14 protein-coding genes are annotated in these 23,707 nt (G+C 45.1%); 6 read left to right on the top strand and 8 right to left on the bottom strand.

The window, feature by feature from the left end:
* Positions 1 to 113 precede the first annotated feature (113 nt).
* From AC27HD_RS09615 to AC27HD_RS09625, 3 genes are all read right to left on the bottom strand, one after another.
* Positions 114 to 1,343, bottom strand: a complete 1,230-nt coding sequence (locus tag AC27HD_RS09615; protein ID WP_487105342.1) for a glycerate kinase type-2 family protein — start codon at positions 1,341 to 1,343, stop codon at positions 114 to 116.
* 35 nt (positions 1,344 to 1,378) lie between these two features.
* Positions 1,379 to 2,950, bottom strand: coding sequence for a sodium:solute symporter family transporter (locus tag AC27HD_RS09620; RefSeq protein WP_487105344.1), 1,572 nt, complete (start codon positions 2,948 to 2,950; stop codon positions 1,379 to 1,381).
* 81 nt (positions 2,951 to 3,031) lie between these two features.
* A complete protein-coding gene (locus tag AC27HD_RS09625) occupies positions 3,032 to 5,482 on the bottom strand; it encodes a TonB-dependent receptor (protein WP_487105346.1) in 2,451 nt (816 codons plus the stop codon).
* A gap of 191 nt (positions 5,483 to 5,673) precedes the next feature.
* Here AC27HD_RS09625 and AC27HD_RS09630 point away from each other — a divergent pair, with 191 nt between their 5' ends.
* Both AC27HD_RS09630 and AC27HD_RS09635 read left to right on the top strand, forming a co-directional pair.
* Positions 5,674 to 6,975 (top strand): MGH1-like glycoside hydrolase domain-containing protein, encoded by a 1,302-nt coding sequence (locus AC27HD_RS09630; protein WP_487105348.1) that lies wholly within the window; start codon positions 5,674 to 5,676, stop codon positions 6,973 to 6,975.
* Between the two features lie 5 nt (positions 6,976 to 6,980).
* Positions 6,981 to 8,189, top strand: a complete 1,209-nt coding sequence (locus AC27HD_RS09635) for an AGE family epimerase/isomerase (protein WP_487105350.1) — start codon at positions 6,981 to 6,983, stop codon at positions 8,187 to 8,189.
* Between the two features lie 305 nt (positions 8,190 to 8,494).
* Here the strand turns inward: AC27HD_RS09635 and AC27HD_RS09640 are convergent, their stop codons facing one another.
* The 5 genes from AC27HD_RS09640 to AC27HD_RS09660 all read right to left on the bottom strand — a co-directional run bounded on the left by AC27HD_RS09640 (position 8,495) and on the right by AC27HD_RS09660 (position 14,753).
* Positions 8,495 to 10,198 (bottom strand): PH domain-containing protein, encoded by a 1,704-nt coding sequence (locus tag AC27HD_RS09640; RefSeq protein ID WP_487105352.1) that lies wholly within the window; start codon positions 10,196 to 10,198, stop codon positions 8,495 to 8,497.
* Positions 10,198 to 10,749 carry a PH domain-containing protein gene (locus AC27HD_RS09645; protein ID WP_487105354.1) on the bottom strand — a complete coding sequence of 184 codons (552 nt, stop codon included), beginning with the start codon at positions 10,747 to 10,749 and terminating at the stop codon, positions 10,198 to 10,200. The genes AC27HD_RS09640 and AC27HD_RS09645 overlap by 1 nt, the downstream gene beginning before the upstream one ends.
* A 222-nt stretch (positions 10,750 to 10,971) precedes the next feature.
* On the bottom strand, positions 10,972 to 13,326 hold the full coding sequence (gene arcB, locus AC27HD_RS09650; RefSeq protein ID WP_163104424.1) for an aerobic respiration two-component sensor histidine kinase ArcB: 2,355 nt from the start codon (positions 13,324 to 13,326) through the stop codon (positions 10,972 to 10,974).
* A 138-nt stretch (positions 13,327 to 13,464) separates the two neighbouring features.
* Entirely contained in the window at positions 13,465 to 13,821 is a 357-nt protein-coding gene (locus AC27HD_RS09655; RefSeq protein WP_487105356.1) for an SH3 domain-containing protein, read from the bottom strand.
* A gap of 209 nt (positions 13,822 to 14,030) precedes the next feature.
* Positions 14,031 to 14,753 (bottom strand): N-acetylmuramoyl-L-alanine amidase, encoded by a 723-nt coding sequence (locus AC27HD_RS09660; protein ID WP_487105358.1) that lies wholly within the window; start codon positions 14,751 to 14,753, stop codon positions 14,031 to 14,033.
* Positions 14,754 to 15,384: 631 nt separating this feature from the next.
* On the opposite strand from AC27HD_RS09660, the gene gltB reads away from it, so the two are divergent.
* The 4 genes from gltB to AC27HD_RS09680 all read left to right on the top strand — a co-directional run bounded on the left by gltB (position 15,385) and on the right by AC27HD_RS09680 (position 23,633).
* Complete coding sequence (gene gltB, locus AC27HD_RS09665; protein ID WP_487105359.1) at positions 15,385 to 19,851, top strand: glutamate synthase large subunit; 4,467 nt, start codon at positions 15,385 to 15,387, stop codon at positions 19,849 to 19,851.
* A 13-nt stretch (positions 19,852 to 19,864) separates the two neighbouring features.
* Positions 19,865 to 21,280 (top strand): FAD-dependent oxidoreductase, encoded by a 1,416-nt coding sequence (locus AC27HD_RS09670; RefSeq protein WP_032097373.1) that lies wholly within the window; start codon positions 19,865 to 19,867, stop codon positions 21,278 to 21,280.
* Positions 21,281 to 21,712: 432 nt separating this feature from the next.
* On the top strand, positions 21,713 to 22,207 hold the full coding sequence (locus tag AC27HD_RS09675; protein WP_487105361.1) for a hypothetical protein: 495 nt from the start codon (positions 21,713 to 21,715) through the stop codon (positions 22,205 to 22,207).
* 28 nt (positions 22,208 to 22,235) lie between these two features.
* Positions 22,236 to 23,633, top strand: a complete 1,398-nt coding sequence (locus AC27HD_RS09680; protein WP_487105363.1) for an amidase — start codon at positions 22,236 to 22,238, stop codon at positions 23,631 to 23,633.
* The last annotated feature ends 74 nt before the right edge of the window (positions 23,634 to 23,707 follow it).

Raw genomic sequence — 23,707 nt, forward strand, 5'->3', positions numbered from 1 at the left:
GTAAAACTAAGTTAAATATAAGAGTTAACGAATAGCTATTATACGTAAGTCAAACGCAGTTCATACTCAGAAAAGTCATATTATGGTTACCACGTTCCCAACTTCTGACAGCATTAAGTGACACTTATCACTCTAAAATCATTCACGTTAGTGCGGGTAGGCCCTATTTTCACATGGCTATCGAGTTCATCAAAAAACTGAAAACTATCATGCTCAGCTAATAACTTGTTTATATCCAGGCCGCTTTTAGCTGCATCTTTTAATGTGGATTCATCAATAAACCCACCTGCAACATCCTTACTTCCATCCACTCCGTCAGTGTCGGCGGCAAGGGCACATATGCCAGCTTGTCCATCTAATGCGTTGGCAAGGGCCATTAGGTACTCTTGATTAGGTCCGCCTTCCCCTAGGGAATCACCCAGTGTTACTGTCAACTCGCCACCGGAGAATAAGAGTACAGGTTTACCTCGTCTTTTATAATCAAGCGCAATGTCAGCATGGCGCTTTGCTACTTCTTGCGCCTCTCCTTTCTCGGTGTAGCTTATGATTTGCGTGTCATACCCTAACGCTTTCGCCATCCCCACGGCCGCATCAATAGCATGTTGTGCATTAGCCACTAGCCTATAAGTCCCCTGAACATTGGGTAGAGCGGGCGCATTTTCTAAGTAGTTAGTTAATCCAGGTGATGAAACATAGCCATAGCGATTAAGGATTGCAGCGGCGTCTTGGGGCGAAGAGTCGTCCTGTACCGTCATGCCTGAAGCAATAAATGCGGGGTCGTCACCAACAACATCGGAAATAACTAAGCTCGTATTTTTTCCTTTAGAGGCTGCTGCAAGCCTTCCCCCTTTAATGACTGACACGTGCTTTCTAACCGTATTCATCTCTTCAATACTGGCACCGCTTCGCAACAAAAACTTGTGAAGTAATAGCTTTTCATCAAGTGAAATGCCATCAGGCGGCGCACAAGCAAGAGACGAGCCTCCCCCTGATATTAGGAAAATGACGTTTTCAGAAGGTGGTACCTCTGAGGCCAACAACAGCAGTTCTTTGGCACTTTCAACACTGTTGGCATCTGGCACTGGATGTGCGGCAAGGCGAACTTTTATATTGCCAGTGGGCTCTGTGTTTTCATAACCATATCGCGTCACTACCATGCCATATGCGTTGTCGCCAAAATAATTGTAAGCTTCTACCGCCATATCGGCTGCCGCTTTACCAGCACCCAATATGCATACTTTTTCATTTTTAGAAAATGTTGAAAAATACTGAGGTAAACAATGTTTTGGCTTACTTACCTTTACTGCCTCTTCATATAACGATAAAAGAAATGCTTTATTCATAGTTCAACCTGTTGTAACTCGCCAATTCAGAGGCTTTAAGAGAAAAGAGAAGGCAGTAGCAGACACACTGCTAACATAACGATAAAAAAACCGACTAAAATACTGATGTCTTTCGATGTGAGTATGGAATGAAAGGTCAACTTATCGAGTGTGTTGCTATTTGATGCATTAGGCCAAACAATGCAGCTTAATATGGATACACCGCAGGTTACTGCAAAACCAATAACATTCCACCAGAACCAAAAGATATTGGGTACAAATAACCAAATGATAATATTAGTACCAACGCCTGCTACAAGCCCTAAATTGACGTGTTTTCCGCTTAACGCTTTGCTTGCTACAGCGAGTAAGAATAAAGCGAGGATAGGCCCATAAAACACTGAGCCGACTTTGTTTATTGCCTCAATAATAGTGGGAGCAATATTACCCGCGAAAAGAGAAAGTACTAGCGTGATCGCGCCCCAAACAAGCCCAATAATTTTAGCCACGCGTAAATACTGCTTATGCTCTAATTGCTGGTCTGTCACTCTACAGTAATCCTCAATGGTAACCGCAGACAAAGAGTTAATTGCAGAACTCAAGGAAGACATAGCAGCTGACAAAATAGCGACAATCAATAAACCGATGAGCCCATGAGGTAAGTAATTGAGAATAAAAGTTGGCATTAGCCAATCTGGATTGTCAGCCGGAATTTTAGCGAAAAAGTCAGCATTGGTAAGGGCTAAGGTACCGACAATTAACCCCGAGAAACAATAGAGCAGCGTGATGGGAAATCGAATAATGCCGTTAGCGACAATCATTTTGCGCAGGTCGTTTTCATTTCTTGCAGATAATGCTCGCTGAGCTTGCGTTTGATCGCACCCATAATAAGACGCATAAAGCACAATACCGCCAAACAGCATGGGTAAAAAGCCAAACCCATCACCACTAAAACCAAATGATGAAAAATCAACAGCGGTGAGCCGCTCTTTAGGTGCTAACTCAATAAGCTCACTTACCCCACCTAGCGCATTCAGCCCGATAGCTATACATGCGATGGTACCCAAAATGATAATTATCATCTGTATTGCATCTGCATAAACTACCGCTTTCATACCGCCTTGCAGTGAATACAGCACCGTAATGATGCCTGTAAGCACCACGGCTTGCCACGCTTCAATACCCATGGTTCCCTGCAGTATTATGGACACAGCGTAAATCATGATACCGGTTGCAAACGCGCGGCTAAATTGAAAGACGACACTTATCAGCAATCGAGTAGAACGCCCAAAGCGCTGCTCTAAAAAGTCATAAATACTCACCACGCCCGACTTATACAAAGTGGGAAGAATAGTGCCGAGCAACAAGATCATGGCAATAGGTATACCAAGTTCATAAGACAGCCAAATCATTCCCCCGCCGTCGCGAAGGCCAACAAATGCAGGTGCAGATATGAAGCTAATTGCAGAGAGCTGGGTTGCCATAACGGATAGAGCGAGAGGCTTCCAGCCCAATGACCTCCCCCCTAGAAAATAATCACCTTTGTCTTCTTGCTTTCTAAGGGCAAACCCCATGTATAGCAAAATACCAAGGTAACCAAGCACTACAATATAATCTAATAAATTCATATGCTGTTCTTATTTAGTCGTGAAAATAAAAAACTGATAGCCCCCGTAGAGACTATCAGTGAGGGGGAGTGTCAACGTTGACTAAAAATCATAACGCAAGCGCAGCGATACACGGCGAGGCAGTATTGGACGGCCTACAAAATAAGATTCACCTGCTGTTTGACTATTTCCTAATCGAGGAGACCCTTCAGTAATACCATCTGAGTCAAATAGATTCCATACAGCAACACTGGCTCGCAAGCGCTCACCTTGACCTAATTCCCATGTATAGCCTGTATCTAAGCGGAATACGTGGAAGTCGTCTAACTCAACCGAATTGGCATCGTTAGTAAAGTTCTTGCCGTGATAATTGTGGTAAAAGGAGATATCCCAGTCATCTAAGGTGTAGCGTAGCGACGAATTAAACATAAACTTCGGTTTTCTTCTCAGCTCGTTCCCAATAATCGACGGGTTGGAGTCGTATTCAGTAAACTCGTGGTCGGTATACGTTAAGTTTGCATCAAATATTAAGTCATCGGTAATATTGTAACTTCCTACCATTTCAACACCGTAAGCTTCGGTAGATTGAAAAACAGGGACTTCTACTGCAACACCGTTCTCATCATTTACAAAATCAACCGAGCGCCTATCTTCAAGATCTGTCTTAAATAATGCGACCGTACCGATAAAGTCATCAAAAAAGAATTTTGTACCTAGTTCGGCTTGTTTAACAATCTCACTCTCGTAGCTACCAGGTTGTCCATTCGGGTTAAAGGCGACACCCCGCAGCTCTGGAAAGAAGAATCCTCTAGAATAGTTAGCATACACATTGACGTTGTCTGCTAATTTATAAAGAGCAGCGACAGAATAAGCGAGTTCTGAGTTGTCTACTTTACCGTGAGTCAGTGCGCCATTACCGGTTACATTAACCTGTAGATTACTGTTAAGCATTGGGTCGTCATTAACAGTGACCGTCTGATTACCTTCACGGGTAATAGTGCCGTCAATTTCTTCCCAACGCAGACCAACGTCAATGATCCAGTCGTCACTTTGCATTTGATCGGCAATGTAAAACGCCGTTCTTCTCGCTGAAATAGTCGTGTCAGAGAAACTTATACCAGGACCGGTTACCCCATTTTGACTTGCAATAACACTGCTGCCGTTTGCATCGGTAAGGGTCAGGTCAACCAAACGAGCTTGGTTGTTGAACTCGCCGAGATAACGAGTAATAACATTGTTATCTTCAGCTTCGGCACTTGAGAAAAAGGTTCCCACCGTAATGCTGTGTGAAAAGTCTCCAACATCAAGGTATTTCACGATGTTAAGCTCTGAGGAAAAGTCGGTAGCAGGTCTATCTCGGTCGAGAATTCGGTTCGCGAAGAGCAAGTCGCCCTCGGGAAGCACAATATCGGTTCCGGCATAGGTAAATTCAGCACTACCTAAACCGTCGAGCTCTCTGTTTGCAAGATATTCGCTTTGCGTCTCAGGCACGTTGATAATGCCGTCACCGTCTAGGAACAAGTTAAATTGATGGTCGTAGCTTGCATATTTACCGCGCGCCAACACGCTGAAATCGTTGCCTAAGTCTTTTGAAAACTCCATAGATACAGAGCCTCCTCGAGTTGCTACGCCTTCTTCAATAGGAGAGCGGTAGCGACCGTCAGCAGTATCATAAGACAGACCTGAAGCATAAAATGTTTGAGTAGATTCTACTTCTCGCCCGTCATTTCCAGCAACTCGCTCTCTACTTTGTGCATCTAATGGTAGAGGGAGAAAGAACTGAACTTCATCATTAATCGCTTGACCATAAATTGTGAAGTAGCCGCTGCCATCGTCAAATTCTTTATGGATGTTACCGCGAAGTTGGTAACCTTCGGTTGGTAGGCCAGTATCAATTGGGCCCTCATCGTAACGATAAAAGCCAGATAACGCATAAAACATACCCTGCTCGTTCAATGGGCCACTTGTAGCAAAGTCTAAACGCTTGCGATTATTATCTGAAAGCTCAAGTTGAACGGTACTTTCTGATAGTGAAGTGCCTTTTTTAGATAGGTAGTTGATAACCCCAGCAACCGAGCCTTGTCCAAAGAGGTTAGATACACCACCGCGAACAAATTCTACGCGCTCAATTCCTATATCATTGCGGAAATACACGTCGTAAGCAGATGAATTTAGGCCAAATGCACTCAAAGTGGGTGAGCCATCGTAAAGAAGTGGCGTAAACTGGAACTGACCTGAAGACGGAAGTCCTCTAACCTGCAAGTTTGTGGCTACCTCACCGCCACCACCTTCTACTTTCACTCCCGGCACGTAACGCAACACATCGGCTTGGCTGCTCATCGACAGCTTCGACACTTCCTGTGCACCAATAGACGTCGTCGATTGTGGTGTTTCAGCAACTAAGCGAGCTCGACTAGTTCCCGTAACTACAATCTGCTCATAGTCTTTTTTGGTTTCAGGTTTTTTATCTGAGTCTGATTGTGCATTGTCCTGAGCCAAAGCATTGCCAGCTAGAAGCGACGAAATGGTAGTCGCAAGAAGTAGTTTCTTCACCGTGTATCTCCAACCAATTGTATGTATATAGGTGCCACTTTAAGTTTTCTCACACTACTTAACGCCACACCACATGATTAACTTCCCATTTACAATAAAACACAAAATTATTACTTTCAACCCAAAATGGGTTTTATTTTTGATTATTTGTGCAATAATCAAAATATCAGCAACTCATAATGGGTATACCAATGACAATTACAGAGCAACGCGACGTTAAGTTAATTGAAGAAGCAAAAGCAACGCTTATAAAAAACGACTTAGGTGGGTACACAGTGCCCACTCACGGATTGTATCCGTTTCAGTGGAACTGGGATTCAGCCATCGTGGCCTTAGGGTGGCTCCCTTTCAATGAGCCTAGGGCATGGGAAGAAACAACATCCTTGCTAAGTGCGCAGTGGAAATCGGGCATGGTCCCCCACGTGGTTTTTCATAAACATTCCGACACATATTTCCCAGGACCGGATATCTGGGGAGTCAAAAATGAATTAGACAGCACGTCTATTACTCAACCTCCAGTCCTTGCGTCAGTAATAAAGTTGCTGTTTGAACAAACTAAAGACCGAGCCCTTGCACAGTCTCAAATTGAGACTATCGTTCATCAGTTAATTGATTATCACTTATGGTGGTATAAGCAACGAGATCCTGAAAATACGGGCCTCGTAGTGAGTTATCACCCGTGGGAATCAGGTATGGACAATAGCCCAGCCTGGGATGCTGCTTTAGATGCGGTTCCCTGTGTAGACTGGGAATATACGCGAAGAGATACGAGCCATATTGATGCGTCCGAGCGGCCTCACAAAAAAGAATACGACCGTTTCTTGTATCTCGTCGATTTCTTTCGAAAGATGAATTTCGACGATACGCTGATTTACCAAGACTGTCCTTATCGGGTGAATGACGTCAGTATTATTTCGATTTTACATCGTGGGACAAAAGACCTTTTGGCGCTGTGTAATCAGATAAATGTCAGCAATGCCCACACCGAATACCTCGCGCAGCGCTTAAGCCTTACTGAAGGTGCCATAAACAAACTATGGAATCCTGAAAGTAATATGTTCCACAGCTTTGATACTCGAAGTAACAGCATGTGTGAAGCTCGCACATCTGCCGGCCTATTGCCGTTTTTTGCGGGTTTGGTAAGCGAACCACAAGTCGCTCCACTCACTGCTGAATTAGACAGATGGCTTGATCATAGCGAATACGCAATTTCTTCAACCCACCCGGAAGATCCGAACTATGAGCCACAGCGCTATTGGCGCGGCCCTATCTGGTTACACATTAATTGGATGATTGTTTTAGGTTTAGATGACTACGGATTAAGCCGCCAATCACAGCGTGTTACCGACGGCAGCAGAGCCTGTATATACGCCAGTGGCTTCAATGAGTCATTTCATGCAGAGACTGGTGCTCGTAGCGGCGGTGCAGATTTTTCCTGGACTGCGGCAATGGGGCTTTATTGGCTATTGCCTAACACCAATAGCGGGGAGTAAACATCATGAATGAGAAACCTGATTTTCAATCAAGTGATTTTCTACACGCGCATATTAAAAGCATTTTGGCGTTCTATGAACCAAATGTAGATGCGCTGTCGGGAGGTTTTCATCAAAACTTTATGGATGATGGCAGTGTATTCGACGAGGAAACCCGCCACTTAGTAAGCTCAACACGCTTTATTTTTAATTACGCGCGGGCTTTCCTTGCCTATGGTGATACTCGTTATAAAGAGCGCGTAGAATCTGGTATTCAGTTTTTAAGAACATACCACTTTCAACCCGACACTGGGGGTTATGCATGGTTGCTTTCGGTTAATGGTACCGACAGTGAAATGGTAGACGCGACTAATCATTGCTACGGCCTAGCCTTTGTCATATTGGCATACAGTTGGGCACTTCGAGCAGGAGTGAAAGAAGCTGAGCAACATATTCATGAAACATTCTCATTAATGGAAACTCATTTTTGGGATGCAGAGTACGGTTTGTACAAAGATGAATATAACGCTGATTTTTCAAAATGCGCTAATTATCGTGGCCAAAATGCCAATATGCATAGTTGCGAAGCATTAATTGCAGCGTATGAAGCTACGCACCATCAGCCATTTCTTGAACGTGCAGTGCAGCTCGCCGACAACATAACACGTCGCCAAGCAGCGAAAGCAGATGACCGCATCTGGGAACACTACACCAAGGAGTGGGAAGTAGACTGGGAATATAATAAACATGATCCTAAAAACCTATTCAGGCCTTGGGGATTTCAGCCAGGCCATCACACTGAATGGGCAAAGCTACTGCTGCAAATTAATCAGTATCAGCCAGAGCCATGGTTAATAGAGCGCGCCTGCTCCTTGTTCGACTCAGTCATTGAACTGAGTTGGGACAATCAAAACGGTGGTTTATTCTATGGATTTGCACCTGACGACAGCATTTGCGATAACGAAAAGTACTTTTGGGTTCAAGCCGAGTCTTTTGCATGTGCAGCACGGTTAGCGGTGGCAACCGGCGAAGAGAAGTACTGGCTTTGGTATAACCGAATTTGGGAATACTCGTGGGAGCATATGGTAGACCATGAATATGGCGCCTGGTTTAGAATACTGTCGGCGAAAAATGACAAGCTAGAAGCGACAAAAAGCCCTATGGGTAAAACAGATTACCATACGATGGGCGCATGTTATGACGTGATGGACGCGCTAAGTTTGCAGCAAAGGTAACTCACTATTTCAATATAAATAACGCTGTGCGCCTTCGAAAGTAGCCCACAAAATGACTTAAACAAAAGCCTACGCCTTGTAAAAAGCGTAGGCTTTTTTATCATGCTAGAGCATTAGCTTCGTTGAGCTTGCTCTCTTTTCATCAAGGTATGTGCTGTTCTGATGTTCTGATGTTCTGATGTTCTGCTGTTCTGCTGTTCTGCTGTTCTGCTGTTCTGCTGTTCTGCTGTTCTGCTGTTCTGCTGTTCTGCTGTTCTGCACTGTACTCTTCTATACAGTGCTGTGCTGTTCTGTGCAAGATTGTATTACATCCATGACTTACGCGTAGACTCCACCTCATAAAGCACGCTGTCAGCAAGCGCTTTAACGTAATGCTCTGGTAAGAAAGGAACAGTAACCGCCCCTGACGCTAATACAAACTTGATGGACGCAAGTTGATGCCGTCGCATGAACACACTTTGCTTAACAATAACTTGTTGTATTTTGTATGGCTCAAAACATAGGTAGTCAACACCAATCCGCCCTCGCCTAACGTATACGTATTTGCCATCGGCCGCTATGCCCCATCGCCACCAGCGCAGGGTTAGCAAGAGAATCCCTGCAACCAAAAGCCCGATAGAGCCAAGAAAAATGTCGAGCTGAGATGAGACAATACCAACAATAAACAGCGCTAAAATGGGTACGCTCCACGCTACTATTAACCAGTGCAGTATAAAGCGTTTGCTAATCCCTAAATAATCATCGCGGTGAAGTTGGCAATCAGGCATGACTTCTTGACTAAGCTCAACCGCTTCCTGTTCGGTAACCGATGGCACAATAAGTTTATTGGGCGACATCAGTTCTTGCACTTGCTGACCCGCCGTGGAATTTTGCTCAAAGTACAAATTGACTCGCTTGAGTATTTTGTCGAGCCAGTCTTGTTTAGCGGTAATCATTTGAATGCGCGACGCACGCATGCTGACTTCTTGTTTATTCAATAGACCGCTGCGGCGAATGTATCTGTCGTCAGAGCGCGAGAGGGTATATCCATAAAACGTGAATAGCGCTCCCCCCACGCTAAGTAGCGCCATGGCAGCCATTATCATCATAAGGATCACAAACGCGTAAAGCCCAAACTGCCACCATGCGACGGTTTGCTCCCCCACTATTTGGTTAAGCTGCAAACCTTTATCCGCCAACCAGTCAGAGACTAAACCTATAGCGTCATCGTAAAAAGGGGCTGCGGCACCGAGTATTATCCACACCCTGTTATTGGTAATTCCATGAATGACAATATCGCCAATCGAGCGGGTGTTGAGTACCTCCTCGTCGCTCTCTACACTATCGTTTTCTAGCATGTCCCTTTCTAGCTTGTCCCCTGCTAACGTGCCAAAGCGAGCCGCCCCATTATCACTAGAAAGATGCTCGGAAGCGCTCTGAGCTGGGCTTTTAACTGGTCTTTGAACTGAGCTGTCATTTAAGTTTGAAGATGAATGGGCAGAGGAATACTCTTCTTTCTTCTTTTCAGCCAGCACTTGCTTTCTAAGCGCATTGGCATAGGAAACCGGCACCGCTACTATGTTAGCTTCTTCTTTACCGCTTCCTGCGGTATCCAAAACCACTAATGCATAGCCAAACGGACGATAATAAAACGGGTGCTCTATTTTTACGTTCTGAATGCGCCAAAATGGTAAATTAGTATAGCGACGTTGAAATACGCCAGTTTGAATCTCAACATGCTGATTGTGCACGCGAAAGGTGTACATAAAAAAGCTTATCAGGCCACTGCCCACCGCCAGCGACACCAAGGTGCCTATGGCAATATACGCCTCTGGCGAGTTTAGCTTGGAGAGTACGTTAGAGCCTATGGCCAACGCGGGAATAATATAAATAAGCCCTTGGGCAGAATTTTTAATGTTACGTGCCGAGAAATATAAGATAGCGATGATGGCTAAGCGCTGCCACGCATCACCGGTTTCTACTTTGACTGAACTCCCGGCATTCGATGATGTAATCTCTTGCTCTTCCACTATCGGGCGCTCACATCTTTATGATCAAGAATAAACTGCCTAATTTGATTGGCCTCATCAATTTCAAGCCCTGGAATTTCAAAGGTATGCATCTCACCACCAGCTGAAAAAACCTGTAACGAAGCCAGCCCAGCCCATCTATCAAGTGGGCCTCGCTTTAACTCAACATGCTGTACTCGAAGAATAGGCTGGCAAGATAACTGCCGAAAGAAAAGGCCCGACTCTTTACTTACATCTTGCTCTCTAACAGCAAATTTCACCTTCTTGTCGGCAAAAAAATGATAGGTAAACCACAAAAAGCCCAACGTAAAAATGACTAGGCACGCATAGGGGTAGGCATTATGAAGGTCGTCTGGCACTCGAAACCAAGGTTGATATTTTGCTACGGATAGGGCGCCAAGCAAAAGCACAGTGACGGTGGAACATACGCCTAAATTAATGGTGCGATACTTTTTCGACACTGGCGTAAGCGCCAGGAAATCTAACGCGGGTAAATCCTGCTGAGAAAGCGGTTCGTTGGAAAACTCGGCCGCCTTTGACGCTGAAAACATACACCTTATCCTTGTAAAAATTTACGCAAGCTCACTACATAGCGTTACTGCCAGAGCGGCCAAATGCCCCCAGTCAGTAATTCAAAAAGAATAAAAAGGGAGCATCAGCCCCCTCTTCATTTCTAGTGGTTACTATTAGTCAGCCACTGTAATCGAACCACTCAGTTAAGCCCACTCAGCTGAGCCCACACAGCTGATATGCTACATAGTCATAGCAATGCACTAGTCGTCAAACTGCTGTTCGTTGAGCCAGCTATTCAGCCCTTTCATATCGTGCTGCACTGCCATTTGTAGCTCTTCAACCCAGTCATGAACGTTCTCCCACCATGTAGGGTGATCGCCCTGCTGAATTTGGTTAGCAATACGCTGCACTCTCGCTAAACCAACCGAGCCCGCAGCGCCTTTTATTTTATGGGCTTGAGAACACACCTCAGACTTTTCATCAGCAGTTAAGCTAAGCTGCAGTATTTCCATGTATTCAGGCATTTTCTCTTGGAAAACCTTCACACTCGCCCGAACCATGTCATCCCCTATGGTATCTACTAACATCTCCAACAAGTCCATATCTAAAATGTTACTTAATGTTTTGTTGGGCTGCACTCGCTCTACCTGCCCCTCTATTTCTAGCGGCGCTGGCGGCGCATGGAATAGGTCATTAAATACTTCAATAACTCGAGATTTTTTGATTGGCTTGGCAATAACATCGTCCATGCCATTTTCTAAGTATTCATCGCGCTTTTTAATGACGTTAGCGGTTAGTGCAACAATGGGGGTTTGCATCACTAAATCTTCTTCTATTAGCGTGTTGGCCACATCAAACCCCGTCATATCCGGTAGCTGAATGTCTAGTAAAATCAGGTCGTATTGCGTCTCTCTGGCTTTATCTAATGCTTCTTGCCCTGTCATTGCAACGTCAACACGCTGACCAAGTTTTTCAAGCAGCGCTTTGGCCACCATCACATTAAGCTCTATATCTTCAACAAGAAGAATATTTAATCCCGTCACTTCAAGCTCAGCCACTTTCATTGGGCTGTTTGAAATTTGCACCGGCAAGATAATTTCAAAGCGAGTACCTTTGCCTACGCTACTGGTCACGTTAATTTCACCGCTCATCAAATCGACCATCTGCTTACAAATTGCCAAGCCAATGCCGGTACCTGTGGCCGACTGGTGATCGGGGTGATCAACTTGATAATACATCGCAAAAATTTTGTTTATTTCGCTTTCTGGAATCCCTACTCCAGTGTCTTCTACAATAAAGGTGACAAAGGCTTTGTCATTCTCTGGCTTGGTAGCCGATACCGACAAGCTCACGTGACCTTTTTGAGTAAACTTCACCGCGTTGAAAAGAATGTTCCAGAGTATCTGGCGCAATCGCGTGCCGTCTATTTCAACTAAGCGGGGCAATGGGTCTTTAATTGCGGTTTTAAACTCAAGCTGTTTATCACCAGCCAATAAGCGAATAATACTGCTAAGTTCTTCCGTAAAATCTTTTAACGATATGGTTTTTAAGCTGAGTTCTAGTTTGTCTCGGCCTAGCTTGTCTAAGTCGATAATATCGTTAAATATATTGCCTAATGTGATAGCGCTGGCGTAAATCGTACTCACCCAGCTAAACTGCTCTTCGGAAAGCTCTGTATCGCGAAGCATGCGGCTTAAACCCACGATGCCGTTTAGCGGCGTGCGCAGCTCATGACTGATTGTGGCGATGAAGCGGGTTTTGTCTGTGTTGGCTTTTGCCGCCGCATTTTCCGCTTGTTTACGCTCGGTCATGTCTCGTCCAAACGATAACAAGCCAAGTCGATTCCCTTCTTTATCGAAGAACGGAACTCGCTTCATTTCGAAGTAGCGACGTCGGCCATCGGCAAATTTAAGCCACAGCTCTTCTGTAATACTGGCATTAGTCTCAAGTACTTCGTTATCACTGGCCACAATTTGTTGTGCCAACTCTTCTTCGTACACATCTTCTGGAGTTAGCCCGAGTAGCTCTAACTCAGTCTTCCCAGTCATGAGCTCGGCAATGCGATTACATCCTGCAAACTGCCCTTCTTCATTGCGATAATAGATAAGATCAGGAGAAGCATCGATGATAGAGCGTAATAAGGTAGACAGCCTGCGTGCCTGAGATTCTTGTTCAGACTTATTTTTAATTTCTTGCTCTAAGTCTTTAAACAGTCCCTCGCGCTCTTCTTGAGCAATTTTGCGCTGTTCAATTTCATGATTCAGCTGTCGAATATTGCTTTGCAGCTCACGATTTAAAAACACATCTTCTTCGCGCAGGCTCTCAAGTTGGCTCACCACCTCTTTTAGGTTTGTGCGAGAGTTTTCGAGTTGCTTAATCAGTTCACTAAAAAAGTACAACACCCAAGGTGCCGACAGCATCGTTAGAATCACTGCGCTGATAAAGTCGTCTGGCTGCACCTGGCTGCCTAGGCTTACGCGTATGACATACGAGCCACCAAGGGTAAATACCAGTGAGAATACAACGAATAATATGCTTAATTTTAGTGTGCCAAATCGCTGCACAAATTGGGCAAAGCGGATAGCCCATGAATCGTTTGGAGAGTCTGAATGCATGTACGTCTAGTCTATAACCATTTTGCCCTATCCTATCAGTCTTTCTGGTGTTCTGGAATCCACTAGTAGACGCACACAAAAACGCGCCTCACTTTACTGTTCGAAATTCAAACATATAAACTACGGCTTCGTATATTTTCATCGTTTCTGTTTAACAAAAGTAAGGTACTCATTACTTACCCAGCCTTCTGCGGTGTAAGCAACGCGAGACCATGTATCGTTACGCTCTACTACTTTTACTACCTGTCCAGACGTTAGTTGACTGCTTGCCTTCGTAAATTCGGTACCAGGCCCAAACCTCACATTTAAACGTTTCACGCTAACAATGGCAGATGTGTAAGGAAAGTCTTGTGGCGCTGTTATGGATTTTCTCGACACAGATAGCTGTTTTTCATTGGTGTATTGCAGAGAAGGGGGAAGCTCTCGGGACAGATCATCTACGGTGACATCAGAGGGTTGAGCGTTGAAAGAGTGTTGATTGATACCAATCCGCATAGATAATTGCCCACTCAGAAGGCCCTGGCAAGCTTCCTAGCAAAGCGTGGGAATGCAGGAATGGCTGTTCCCTTTCAAATTCCCAGAATGAAGCTAGGAAACTTGCCAGACCTTCCCGAAGGGCGAGTTTAGAATGTCCGTACTCTTTGTTGTGTCACCTTGATGTAGAACCACTGCACCTGCGGTAACACGCCGCGATTACGAACATTTTAATTCTCGCTGAGAGGGTGATTATCTATGCGGACTGGTATGAGATAACGGCGAAGTTGGCGAAGTGGAAATGCAGGACCAGGATCAAACTTTCTTCCTGGTGAAATTTCTTCGTGCCCTAGTACGTAATTAATATGGTAGGTGTTACACAGCAACCTACACAAATCAAAAGCACATTGAAGCTGCACCTCGCTGTAGCGATGCCAATACGTAGAGGAATGTGCGCTTAGGTTTTCTTGCAAATCGCTGTTATTTTTTAAGCCAGAGCGGCCTTGGGAACTGGAATGCGATCTTTCAACAAACACGTCGTCAGGGTGATATCGTTTTCCAAACCAACTTACATACTCGCCATTTTCATCTATATCAAGTTGACCCGCGTTATCTAACTCGATACCTATGGCGTAGTTGTTGAACTGCTTTCTACCAGCAAAGCTGCTCTGCCCCGCATGCCACGCAATGGCGTTAAACGGAAGTAATTGTGTTACCTCTCCGTTTCGTCCTATAACAAGGTGGGCTGATACCTTGCTTTTTGGGTTTAACATATAATCTACTGACGAGGACGCACTGCTGCCGCCAGTAAAATGAATAACTAAGGTATCGGGCAAATTGCGAGGGAACTCGCCAGAGGTGTTTGGAGAGGTGACATGTTTAATTTCACTTGCATGTAACCGATTGTTTTCAATGCGAACTGCGTTTAAGGGTGCTGAGTATGTATTTGTCATTACCGTAACCATGTGGTTTATTCTTTGAGCGGCAACTACGAACTCTACCTACTATCTTGATTACCAACCAAAGCACGATTACCAACCAAAGAACTGTTCACTTTTCACTCAACCTTTACCTAACATAGCAGTTTACTAATATGAGTGGAATAATTTATTTACAAGTAAATAAAAATACCCGAAACCACCTCTTGACTCAATAAAACAACCATTTCAATGAATATTTATTCAATAATGATAAACAAATGAGAAGTATTATCATCTTTAGCATGTTTGTTTTCCCCTTGAATATTTTTATAACATTATTGTTACAAATCTAAAATTATCTTTTCAAACCATTGAATTTAAGATACTTTTTAAACGTTATACTAATTCATTAGAGATGAGGCTTTTTTTGCGTTTGATTTTAGTTTTCAATGTGGGTATTTTGTACGGCCCGCATCGCATCAATGCATAAAAATGCGGAACGGCTGGAATCCTCTAATAATAATTAACGACAAGAAAGACGCATGCGCTGAGCTAAATGGCCCAAGCGCGAAAAGATGTCTAATTATGTTTCGATACGCAAACCTAGGCGCATCTGCACGCAACGCATACCTTGCCCAGTCAATAAGGTTGAAGGAGTTAATAGATGAGTTTATACAATCCCAACGATTCCCGGGATAATTGTGGGTTTGGCTTAATAGCCCACACTCACGGGGAAGCCAGTCACGAATTGGTATCCACTGCAATCCACGGTTTAGACCGAATGCAACATCGAGGCGGTATCGCCGCTGATGGAAAAACCGGTGATGGCTGTGGTTTATTACTACAAAAGCCAGATGCCTTCTTCCACTCAATTGCCGACGAAAATGGCTGGAAGCTGGGTAAAAAGTACGGCGTAGGGATGATTTTTTTGAATCAGGACCCCGTGCTTGCACAAGCTGCCCGTGAAGTACTCAATGAAGAGTTAGAAAAAGAAACGCTTTCAGTTGTTGGATGGCGAGAAGTGCCTGTTGATAAATCAGTACTTGGCGAGCTTGCCCTTACTGGTGTTCCTCAAATAGAACAGGTATTTGTCAACGCCCCCGCAGGATGGAGAAAGCGCGACCTAGAACGACGTCTTTATATGATTAGACGCCGTGCTGAAAAACGCCTAGAAGACGATCCAGATTTTTATGTGGCGTGTCTATCAGGTTTGGTCACTATTTATAAAGGCTTGGTAATGCCGAAAGACTTACCAACCTTCTATCTCGACCTTGCTGACGAACGCATGAAAAGCGCAATTTGCGTATTCCACCAGCGTTTCTCAACGAATACATTACCTCGCTGGCCACTTGCGCAGCCGTTTCGCTTTCTTGCTCATAATGGTGAAATTAACACGATTAAAGGCAACCGCGATTGGGCAATGGCAAGAGCGGCAAAATTCTCAACACCGCTTATTCCAGACTTGAAAGATGCTGCACCTTTCGTCAATACCGAAGGTTCTGACTCTTCTTCACTAGATAACATGCTTGAGCTGTTCCTAGCAGGTGGTATGGACTTATTCCGTGCCATGCGCTTATTAGTGCCGCCAGCCTATCAAAACAATAAAACAATGGACGATGACCTTCGTGCATTCTACGAGTTTAACTCCATGCACATGGAGCCGTGGGACGGCCCAGCGGGTATCGTTTTAACCAACGGTCGCCACGTTGCATGTAACCTTGATAGAAACGGCTTGCGTCCAGCACGCTACGTCATTACCAAAAATGGTTTTATTACCCTAGCCTCAGAAGTGGGCATTTGGGATTACCAAGAAGCCGACGTCATTGAAAAAGGACGTGTTGGTCCAGGCGAAATGCTTGCTGTAGATACGTATACAGGCAAAATCTGGCGTTCTACCGAAATTGATGACGAGCTTAAAGCGAGACACCCTTATAAAGAGTGGCTTCAAAAGCACATCCGTCGCCTAACGCCTATTGAAGAGCTAGATGCATCGCTTATCGGCAAACGAGTGTTTGACGACGATGCCATGGCGGTTTATCACAAGCTGCACGCATACAGCTATGAAGAAATTCAGCAAGTCGTGAAAGTATTGGCAAAAGACGGTCAAGAAGCCGTTGGCTCTATGGGTGACGATACGCCAATGGCGGTTATGTCATCTCGTCAGCGCACCATTTACGATTACTTCCGTCAGCAATTTGCACAGGTAACAAACCCACCTATCGACCCATTGCGTGAGAATCACGTGATGTCGTTGGCAACCTGTATTGGTCGAGAGCAGAATGTATTTAGCGAAACGTCCGGTTACGCTGACCGCGTATTGTTCGACTCGCCTATATTGATGTACACAGATCTTAAACAGCTTCGCGAGTTCAACCCAGAATACTATTATTCTGAGGTGATAGAACTTCAGTACCTACCGCAAGAAGGCTTGAAAAAAGCCGTTGAGCGAGTGTGCAACGAAGTTGAAATGCTGGTTAAAAACAAGCGCGCAGCGTTCGTTATCTTGTCAGATCGCAACATTAAGAAAAACCGCTTGGTTATTCCTGCGGCAATGGCAGTAGGCGCAGTTCAAAAACGCTTGGTTGAAAAGTCGCTGCGTTGCGATGCAAACGTTGTGGTAGAAACTGCAAGTGCGCGTGACCCACATCACTTTGCCGTGCTTATTGGTTTAGGTGCAACGGCGGTTTATCCGTTCCTGGCTTACGAAACGATTGAACAGCTGTGCGAAAAAGGCGAACTCGATATTTCGCCCATGCAGGCAACATTGAACTACCGCAAAGGTATCAATAAGGGCTTGTACAAAATAATGTCTAAAATGGGCATTAGCACAGTAGCCAGTTACCGTAGCTCTAAGTTGTTTGAAGCCATTGGTATTAACAATGAAGTCATGCAGCTTTGCTTTAAGGGTGTTACCTCGCGTATTCAGGGTGCAGGCTTTGATGATTTTCATCAAGACCACATCAATTTGAACCGTATTGCGTGGTTAAAACGCAAACCTGTTTCTCACGGTGGTTTACTGAAGTATGTGCACGACGGCGAGTACCACGCGTACAACCCAGACGTGGTTAGCACATTGCAAAAAGCGGTAGTATCGGGTGAATACACCGACTATCAAGAATACGCTAAGCTGGTTAACGAGCGTGCGCCATCGCATATTCGCGACCTGCTTGCGCTAAACCCAGAATGCGATCCTATTGATATAAGCGATGTAGAAGGACCGGAAAATCTTTTCCCTCGCTTCGATACTGCGGCTATGTCAATTGGGGCATTAAGTCCTGAAGCCCATGAAGCCCTTGCGATTGCGATGAACCGCTTAGGCGGTCAGTCTAACTCGGGTGAAGGTGGTGAACATCCATCTCGCTTCGGTACTGAGAAGAACTCAAAAATTAAACAAGTTGCTTCTGGTCGCTTTGGTGTAACGCCGCATTACTTAGTTAATGCTAACGTTATACAGATAAAAGTTGCTCAGGGCGCGAAGCCTGGTGAAGGTGGTCAGTTACCGGGTGATAAGGTTAACAAGTACATTGCGCAGCTGCGCTTCTCTGTACCGGGTGTAACGCTTATTTCTCCACCACCTCATCACGACATTTACTCTATTGAAGATTTAGCCCAGCTTATTTTCGATTTAAAACAGGTAAACCCAACAGCGCTAATTTCTGTGAAGCTGGTTTCTGAACCGGGTGTAGGTACTATCGCAACCGGTGTGGCAAAGGCTTATGCAGATCTTATTACCATTTCTGGATACGACGGTGGAACAGGTGCAAGCCCGTTAACCTCGGTGAAATACGCTGGTAGCCCGTTTGAGCTTGGTCTTTCTGAAACACAGCAAGCACTTATTGAAAACGGCTTGCGCCATAAAGTGCGCGTACAAACTGACGGCGGTTTAAAAACCGGTTTAGACGTAGTCAAAGCGGGTATTTTAGGTGCTGAGAGCTTCGGCTTTGGTACTGGCCCAATGGTAGCGTTAGGCTGTAAATACCTTCGAATTTGCCACCTAAACAACTGCGCCACCGGTGTTGCTACGCAAGATCAGAAACTTCGTGACGATCACTTTATTGGTCTTCCTGACATGGTAATGAACTACTTTAAGTTTATTGCTCAAGAAGTGCGCGAGATCATGGCGTCTATTGGTGTCAGCAAGTTCGACGATTTAGTAGGCCGTACGGAGCTTCTTAAAGTACTTGATGGTATTACTGCGAAGCAAAACCGTCTTGATTTGTCGCCGCTATTGGCACAGCCTGTGGCTGGTGAACACACCCGTCTATTCTGTTCGCAAACGACGAATGCGCCAATGGATAAGGGCGAGCTTAACGCTAAGATGCTTACCGATGCACAAAGCGCTGTAGTGAATAGCAAATCAATCACTCTGAAGTACCCTATTCGCAACACAGACCGTTCTGTGGGTGCCCTGCTTTCTGGTGAAATTGCTAAGCACCACGGTAATCAAGACTTTGAAGATACACCTATTAAAGTTGAGCTTACCGGTACTGCGGGTCAAAGCTTTGGCGTGTGGAATGCAGGTGGCTTACACATGCACTTAGAAGGCGACGCTAACGATTACGTAGGTAAAGGCATGACTGGCGGTAAGCTAGTTATCCACCCTACGAAAAACATCGAATTTGATGCACACGAAAGCGCAATAATGGGGAATACCTGTTTGTACGGCGCAACGGGCGGTAAGTTATTTGCTGCTGGCCGTGCGGGTGAGCGCTTTGGCGTTCGTAACTCTGGCGCAATAGCCGTTGTTGAAGGTATTGGTGACAACGGTTGTGAATACATGACCGGTGGTATTGTTGCTGTGCTTGGCCCTGTGGGCGTTAACTTTGGCGCAGGTATGACAGGTGGCTTCGCTTACATAATGGACGATGGCGACGATCTTGATAACCGCGTGAATGCTGATTTAGTAGATATTATGCCAATTGGTGACAAAGCCATTCTTATTGAGCATTTACGTGGTCTTATTAATCAGCATTATGAAGAAACAGGCAGCGAGCACTCTTTGTCACTGCTTACGGACTTCAATGCAACGCTAGCACGCTTCAAACTTATTAAGCCTAAAACAAGTGATGTGAAAAACTTGCTTGGTCACATCAGTCGTTCAAGCGCTGAACTGCGCATTCAGGCTCAATAGGAGGATTTACTTAATGGCAAAGAACGTATATCAATTTGTCGATGTTGAACGTATCGATCCGCCTAAAAAGCCGATCATGGTGCGTAAGGAAGAGTTTGCGGAAATTTATCAGCCGCTAAGCCAGTCACAAACCGAAGGTCAGGCAGATCGCTGCCTGGACTGCGGTAATCCATATTGCGAATGGAAGTGCCCAGTGCACAACTACATTCCTCAATGGTTGGATTTGGCTAACGAAGGCAGAATTATTGAAGCTGCTGAACTTTCACATAAAACCAATAGCTTGCCTGAAGTGTGCGGGCGAGTGTGTCCACAGGACAGACTGTGTGAAGGTGCATGTACGCTAAACGACGATTTTGGCGCTGTTACCATTGGTAGTATTGAGAAATACATTACCGACAAAGCCTTTGAAATGGGCTGGCGCCCAGACATGTCCGATGTTGAGTGGACAGATAAGAAAGTGGCCATTGTTGGAGCCGGACCCGCTGGCCTAGCCTGTGCTGACATTCTTATCAGAAACGGCGTTAAGCCGGTAGTGTACGACAAGTACGAAGAAATTGGCGGGCTACTGACCTTCGGTATTCCGTCATTCAAACTTGAAAAAGACGTGATTAAACTGCGTCGCCAGATCTTTTCAGATATGGGTATTGAGTTTGTACTAAACACTGAAATTGGTAAAGACGTGGAGTTTGACGAGCTGCTCAACAAGTACGATGCCGTATTTTTAGGTATGGGTACGTACAAGTCTATGCAGGGTGGTTTTGACAATGAACACGTACATGGTGTTCACGAGGCGCTGCCGTTTTTGATTGCCAACACCAACCGCGTTATGGGGTTAGAAAAAGACCCTGCTGACTTTATCGATATGAAAGACAAACGCGTTGTAGTGCTAGGTGGTGGTGATACCACTATGGACTGCCTGCGTACGTCTATTCGTCAAGGCGCTAAGAGCGTAACCTGTGCCTATCGTCGTGATGAAGAAAGTATGCCTGGTTCACGTCGCGAAGTAGTTAACGCCAAAGAAGAAGGCGTTGAGTTTAGGTTTAACCTTCAGCCACTGGATATTGCCGTAGATGATAACGGCAATGCGGTAGGCGTTAAGCTGGTTAAAACTGAGATGGGTCCGCCAGATTCAAACGGTCGTCGTCGCCCTATCGAAGTAGAAGGCTCAGAACACGTTCTTGAAGCAGACGTGGTTATTATTGCCTTTGGTTTCCAGCCAAGTCCTGCGCCATGGTTTGGCGAATACGGCATTATGCTTGATGAAAAAGGCCGAGTGCGTGCTCCGCGTGCAGGTAAATTTGCTTATCAAACGTCTAACCCGAAAATATTCGCCGGTGGTGATATGGTTCGAGGTAGTGACTTGGTTGTTACTGCCATCGATGAAGGCCGTAAAGCTGCTGAGGGCATGATGGACTTTATGGGTGTGTAATACACTTAAGTCAATAAAAGGCCTAAATGCATTGTGCATTTAGGCCTTTTTTGTTTTTACTGCGTCAGATATTGTGCTGATTTTTGCTTTCTTTTGCTTATATCCGTGAACTACACTGCAGTTAATAACCCTACCTGCATACTCCCCCTATACCTTTTTTCATTTTCCTATACCTGAATACATGCAGGTTAAGTTGAACTTCCTCGTTATTCTTCTTACTATCTTTATAACTTGTTTTTGTAGTAATCTTTATTGAGGCTTGCACTTGATTCTTTTTATAAATAAGCGGCATAAATAAGTGGTACACATAAGCTGGCAGAAACAAGTTGGTATGTATAAACCGGCATATGCAAACCTAGAGGTTATTGTTTTGCGAGTGCAGAACAACGGGTAAGCTCCCCTTTTTTTAAGATAACGAGAATATGTAATACCATGAAAAATGAAAGCTCAGCACGCCCTATTATTGCGCACGTCTCATATGCCAAGCGCCGCTTCATCGAGCTTTTTTCAACTACACCTTTATCAGCCCAGCCATTGGTAAACAAGACCACTCTCGTTCAATACCCAATTATTAGAAACGCTATCGTTTGCGCAGTCGCCTTGCTAGGCAGCGCATCAGTGCATGCTGAAACCCTTAGTAAACCAAACACAACGCCATGCCCGAGCGAGTTTCACTCAGTAGTACTATCCTCAGACGCCACCCAATGTCAGCAATTTGAGAGCGAAACTCCCGCAGCCATTGTATATCACACCGCGCTTACGCCTTCTCAGGTGGTGAGCTTTTATAAAGAGCGCCTCCCCAAGTTTAAAACGCATCCAGCAATCAATCAGCGCACGTTGATTACATCTAAAGAGCGAAATACAAAAATTGTAGTATCACCCGATAATGCAGGTGCTCAGGTAGATATTTTGGTGGCGGCTAAGTAACAAGCCAAATCAAAGAGAGAATTGTAAATTGCCAGATTTCACTCTCCACGACATGGCCGATGCCACAGCAATCCTCGAGCAGATGCGCACTGGAAAGCTCTCCAGTAAGCAGCTAGTACAAGCCAGCTTAGACAGACTCCATCTGGTAAACCCACATTTAAATGCCGCAACCCAAGTGTTCAATGAGCAAGCATTAGCGGCGGCTGAAAACCCAATTGCCGGGCCTTTATCAGGCCTACCAATCACCTTGAAGGAAACCTATGCACTGGCTGAAGAGCAAGTTACTGTTGGTAGTGTTCGGATGCCGGCTATCCAGTGCAAAGAAGACGCTCCAGTAGTAGAGCGACTCAAATCAGCAGGCGCTATCGTTATCGCGCGGAGCAATATTCCCGAATTTGTGATGACCGCAGAAACAAGTAATTTGCGATTTGGCCGCAGCAACCATCCAAAAGATCAAACGCGTGTGCCGGGTGGGTCAACAGGAGGCGAAGGAGCACTGGTAGCTAGTGGTGTATCGCCGATAGGATTTGGAACAGACATTTTAGGCTCTATACGAATTCCGGCTGCGTTTTGTGGCTTAGTGGGTTTTAGGCCTCATTCGGCTGCCGTTAATAAAAGCTCTGTGTACCCCGAGTCGGGTCCGTATTTTGAAACATTCAATGGAATAGGCCCAATTACTAGAAGCGTTCGAGATGCCCGCCTAGCGTATTCGGTAATAGCCCATGAACCACCAGCGTTACCCGCAACTATTGATGGACTAAAGCTCATCGCTCCAAAGAATTACCCCTTCGAAGCAAAAGAGGAATGCATAGATACGGCCTATCGAGCCGCATTAGAGGGGTTGCAAACAGCGGGAATGGTAAAGCACGAACCTGTGCTTGATGATATCAAAACACTATTTATGAACGTGCCTAAATTGGTAACCGGAGAAATGATCTCTGTATGGAAAGACTGGCTTTCTGTTGACGGAAAACCATTTTCAATTATCAATGAAACACTGCGTCAAATGACTGGAAGACCCACAGTACAACCTGGCTTTTTTCTTTGGCTATCGCTTATCAATGGTCTATATCGTCCTCGCAAACAAAGCACTTTGACCGGCATCATTGAAACCTATGAACATGCGCGAAAAAACTATAGAACGTTTTTAGGGCGTGATGCATTGCTATGCTTACCCACAATAGGCATGCTCGCGCCAAAGCACGGTGCTATGAACCGTGCAACCCTAATGAAACCTGGACTCAATAAACAGATCACAGCCCACACACTCGTTAACATGCTCGACCTTTCTGGCATTACGGTGCCGGCTCGTGGTTTTAGCGATCCAAAAACTGGCTTAGTTCCAGGCATAATGCTCGCATCAGCCCCTGGTAATGAGGGAGCGTTATTAGATGCCGCAGCAGCGCTAGAACAAATCCTGCTATAAAAAGTCAGAACACTCTTTATTTACACCCCGTAACTCTTCATTACTCAAACAGAAATTCTTGGCATCTGCTTTGC

The organism is Alteromonas sp. 4NS20-0143, assembly GCF_057542855.1.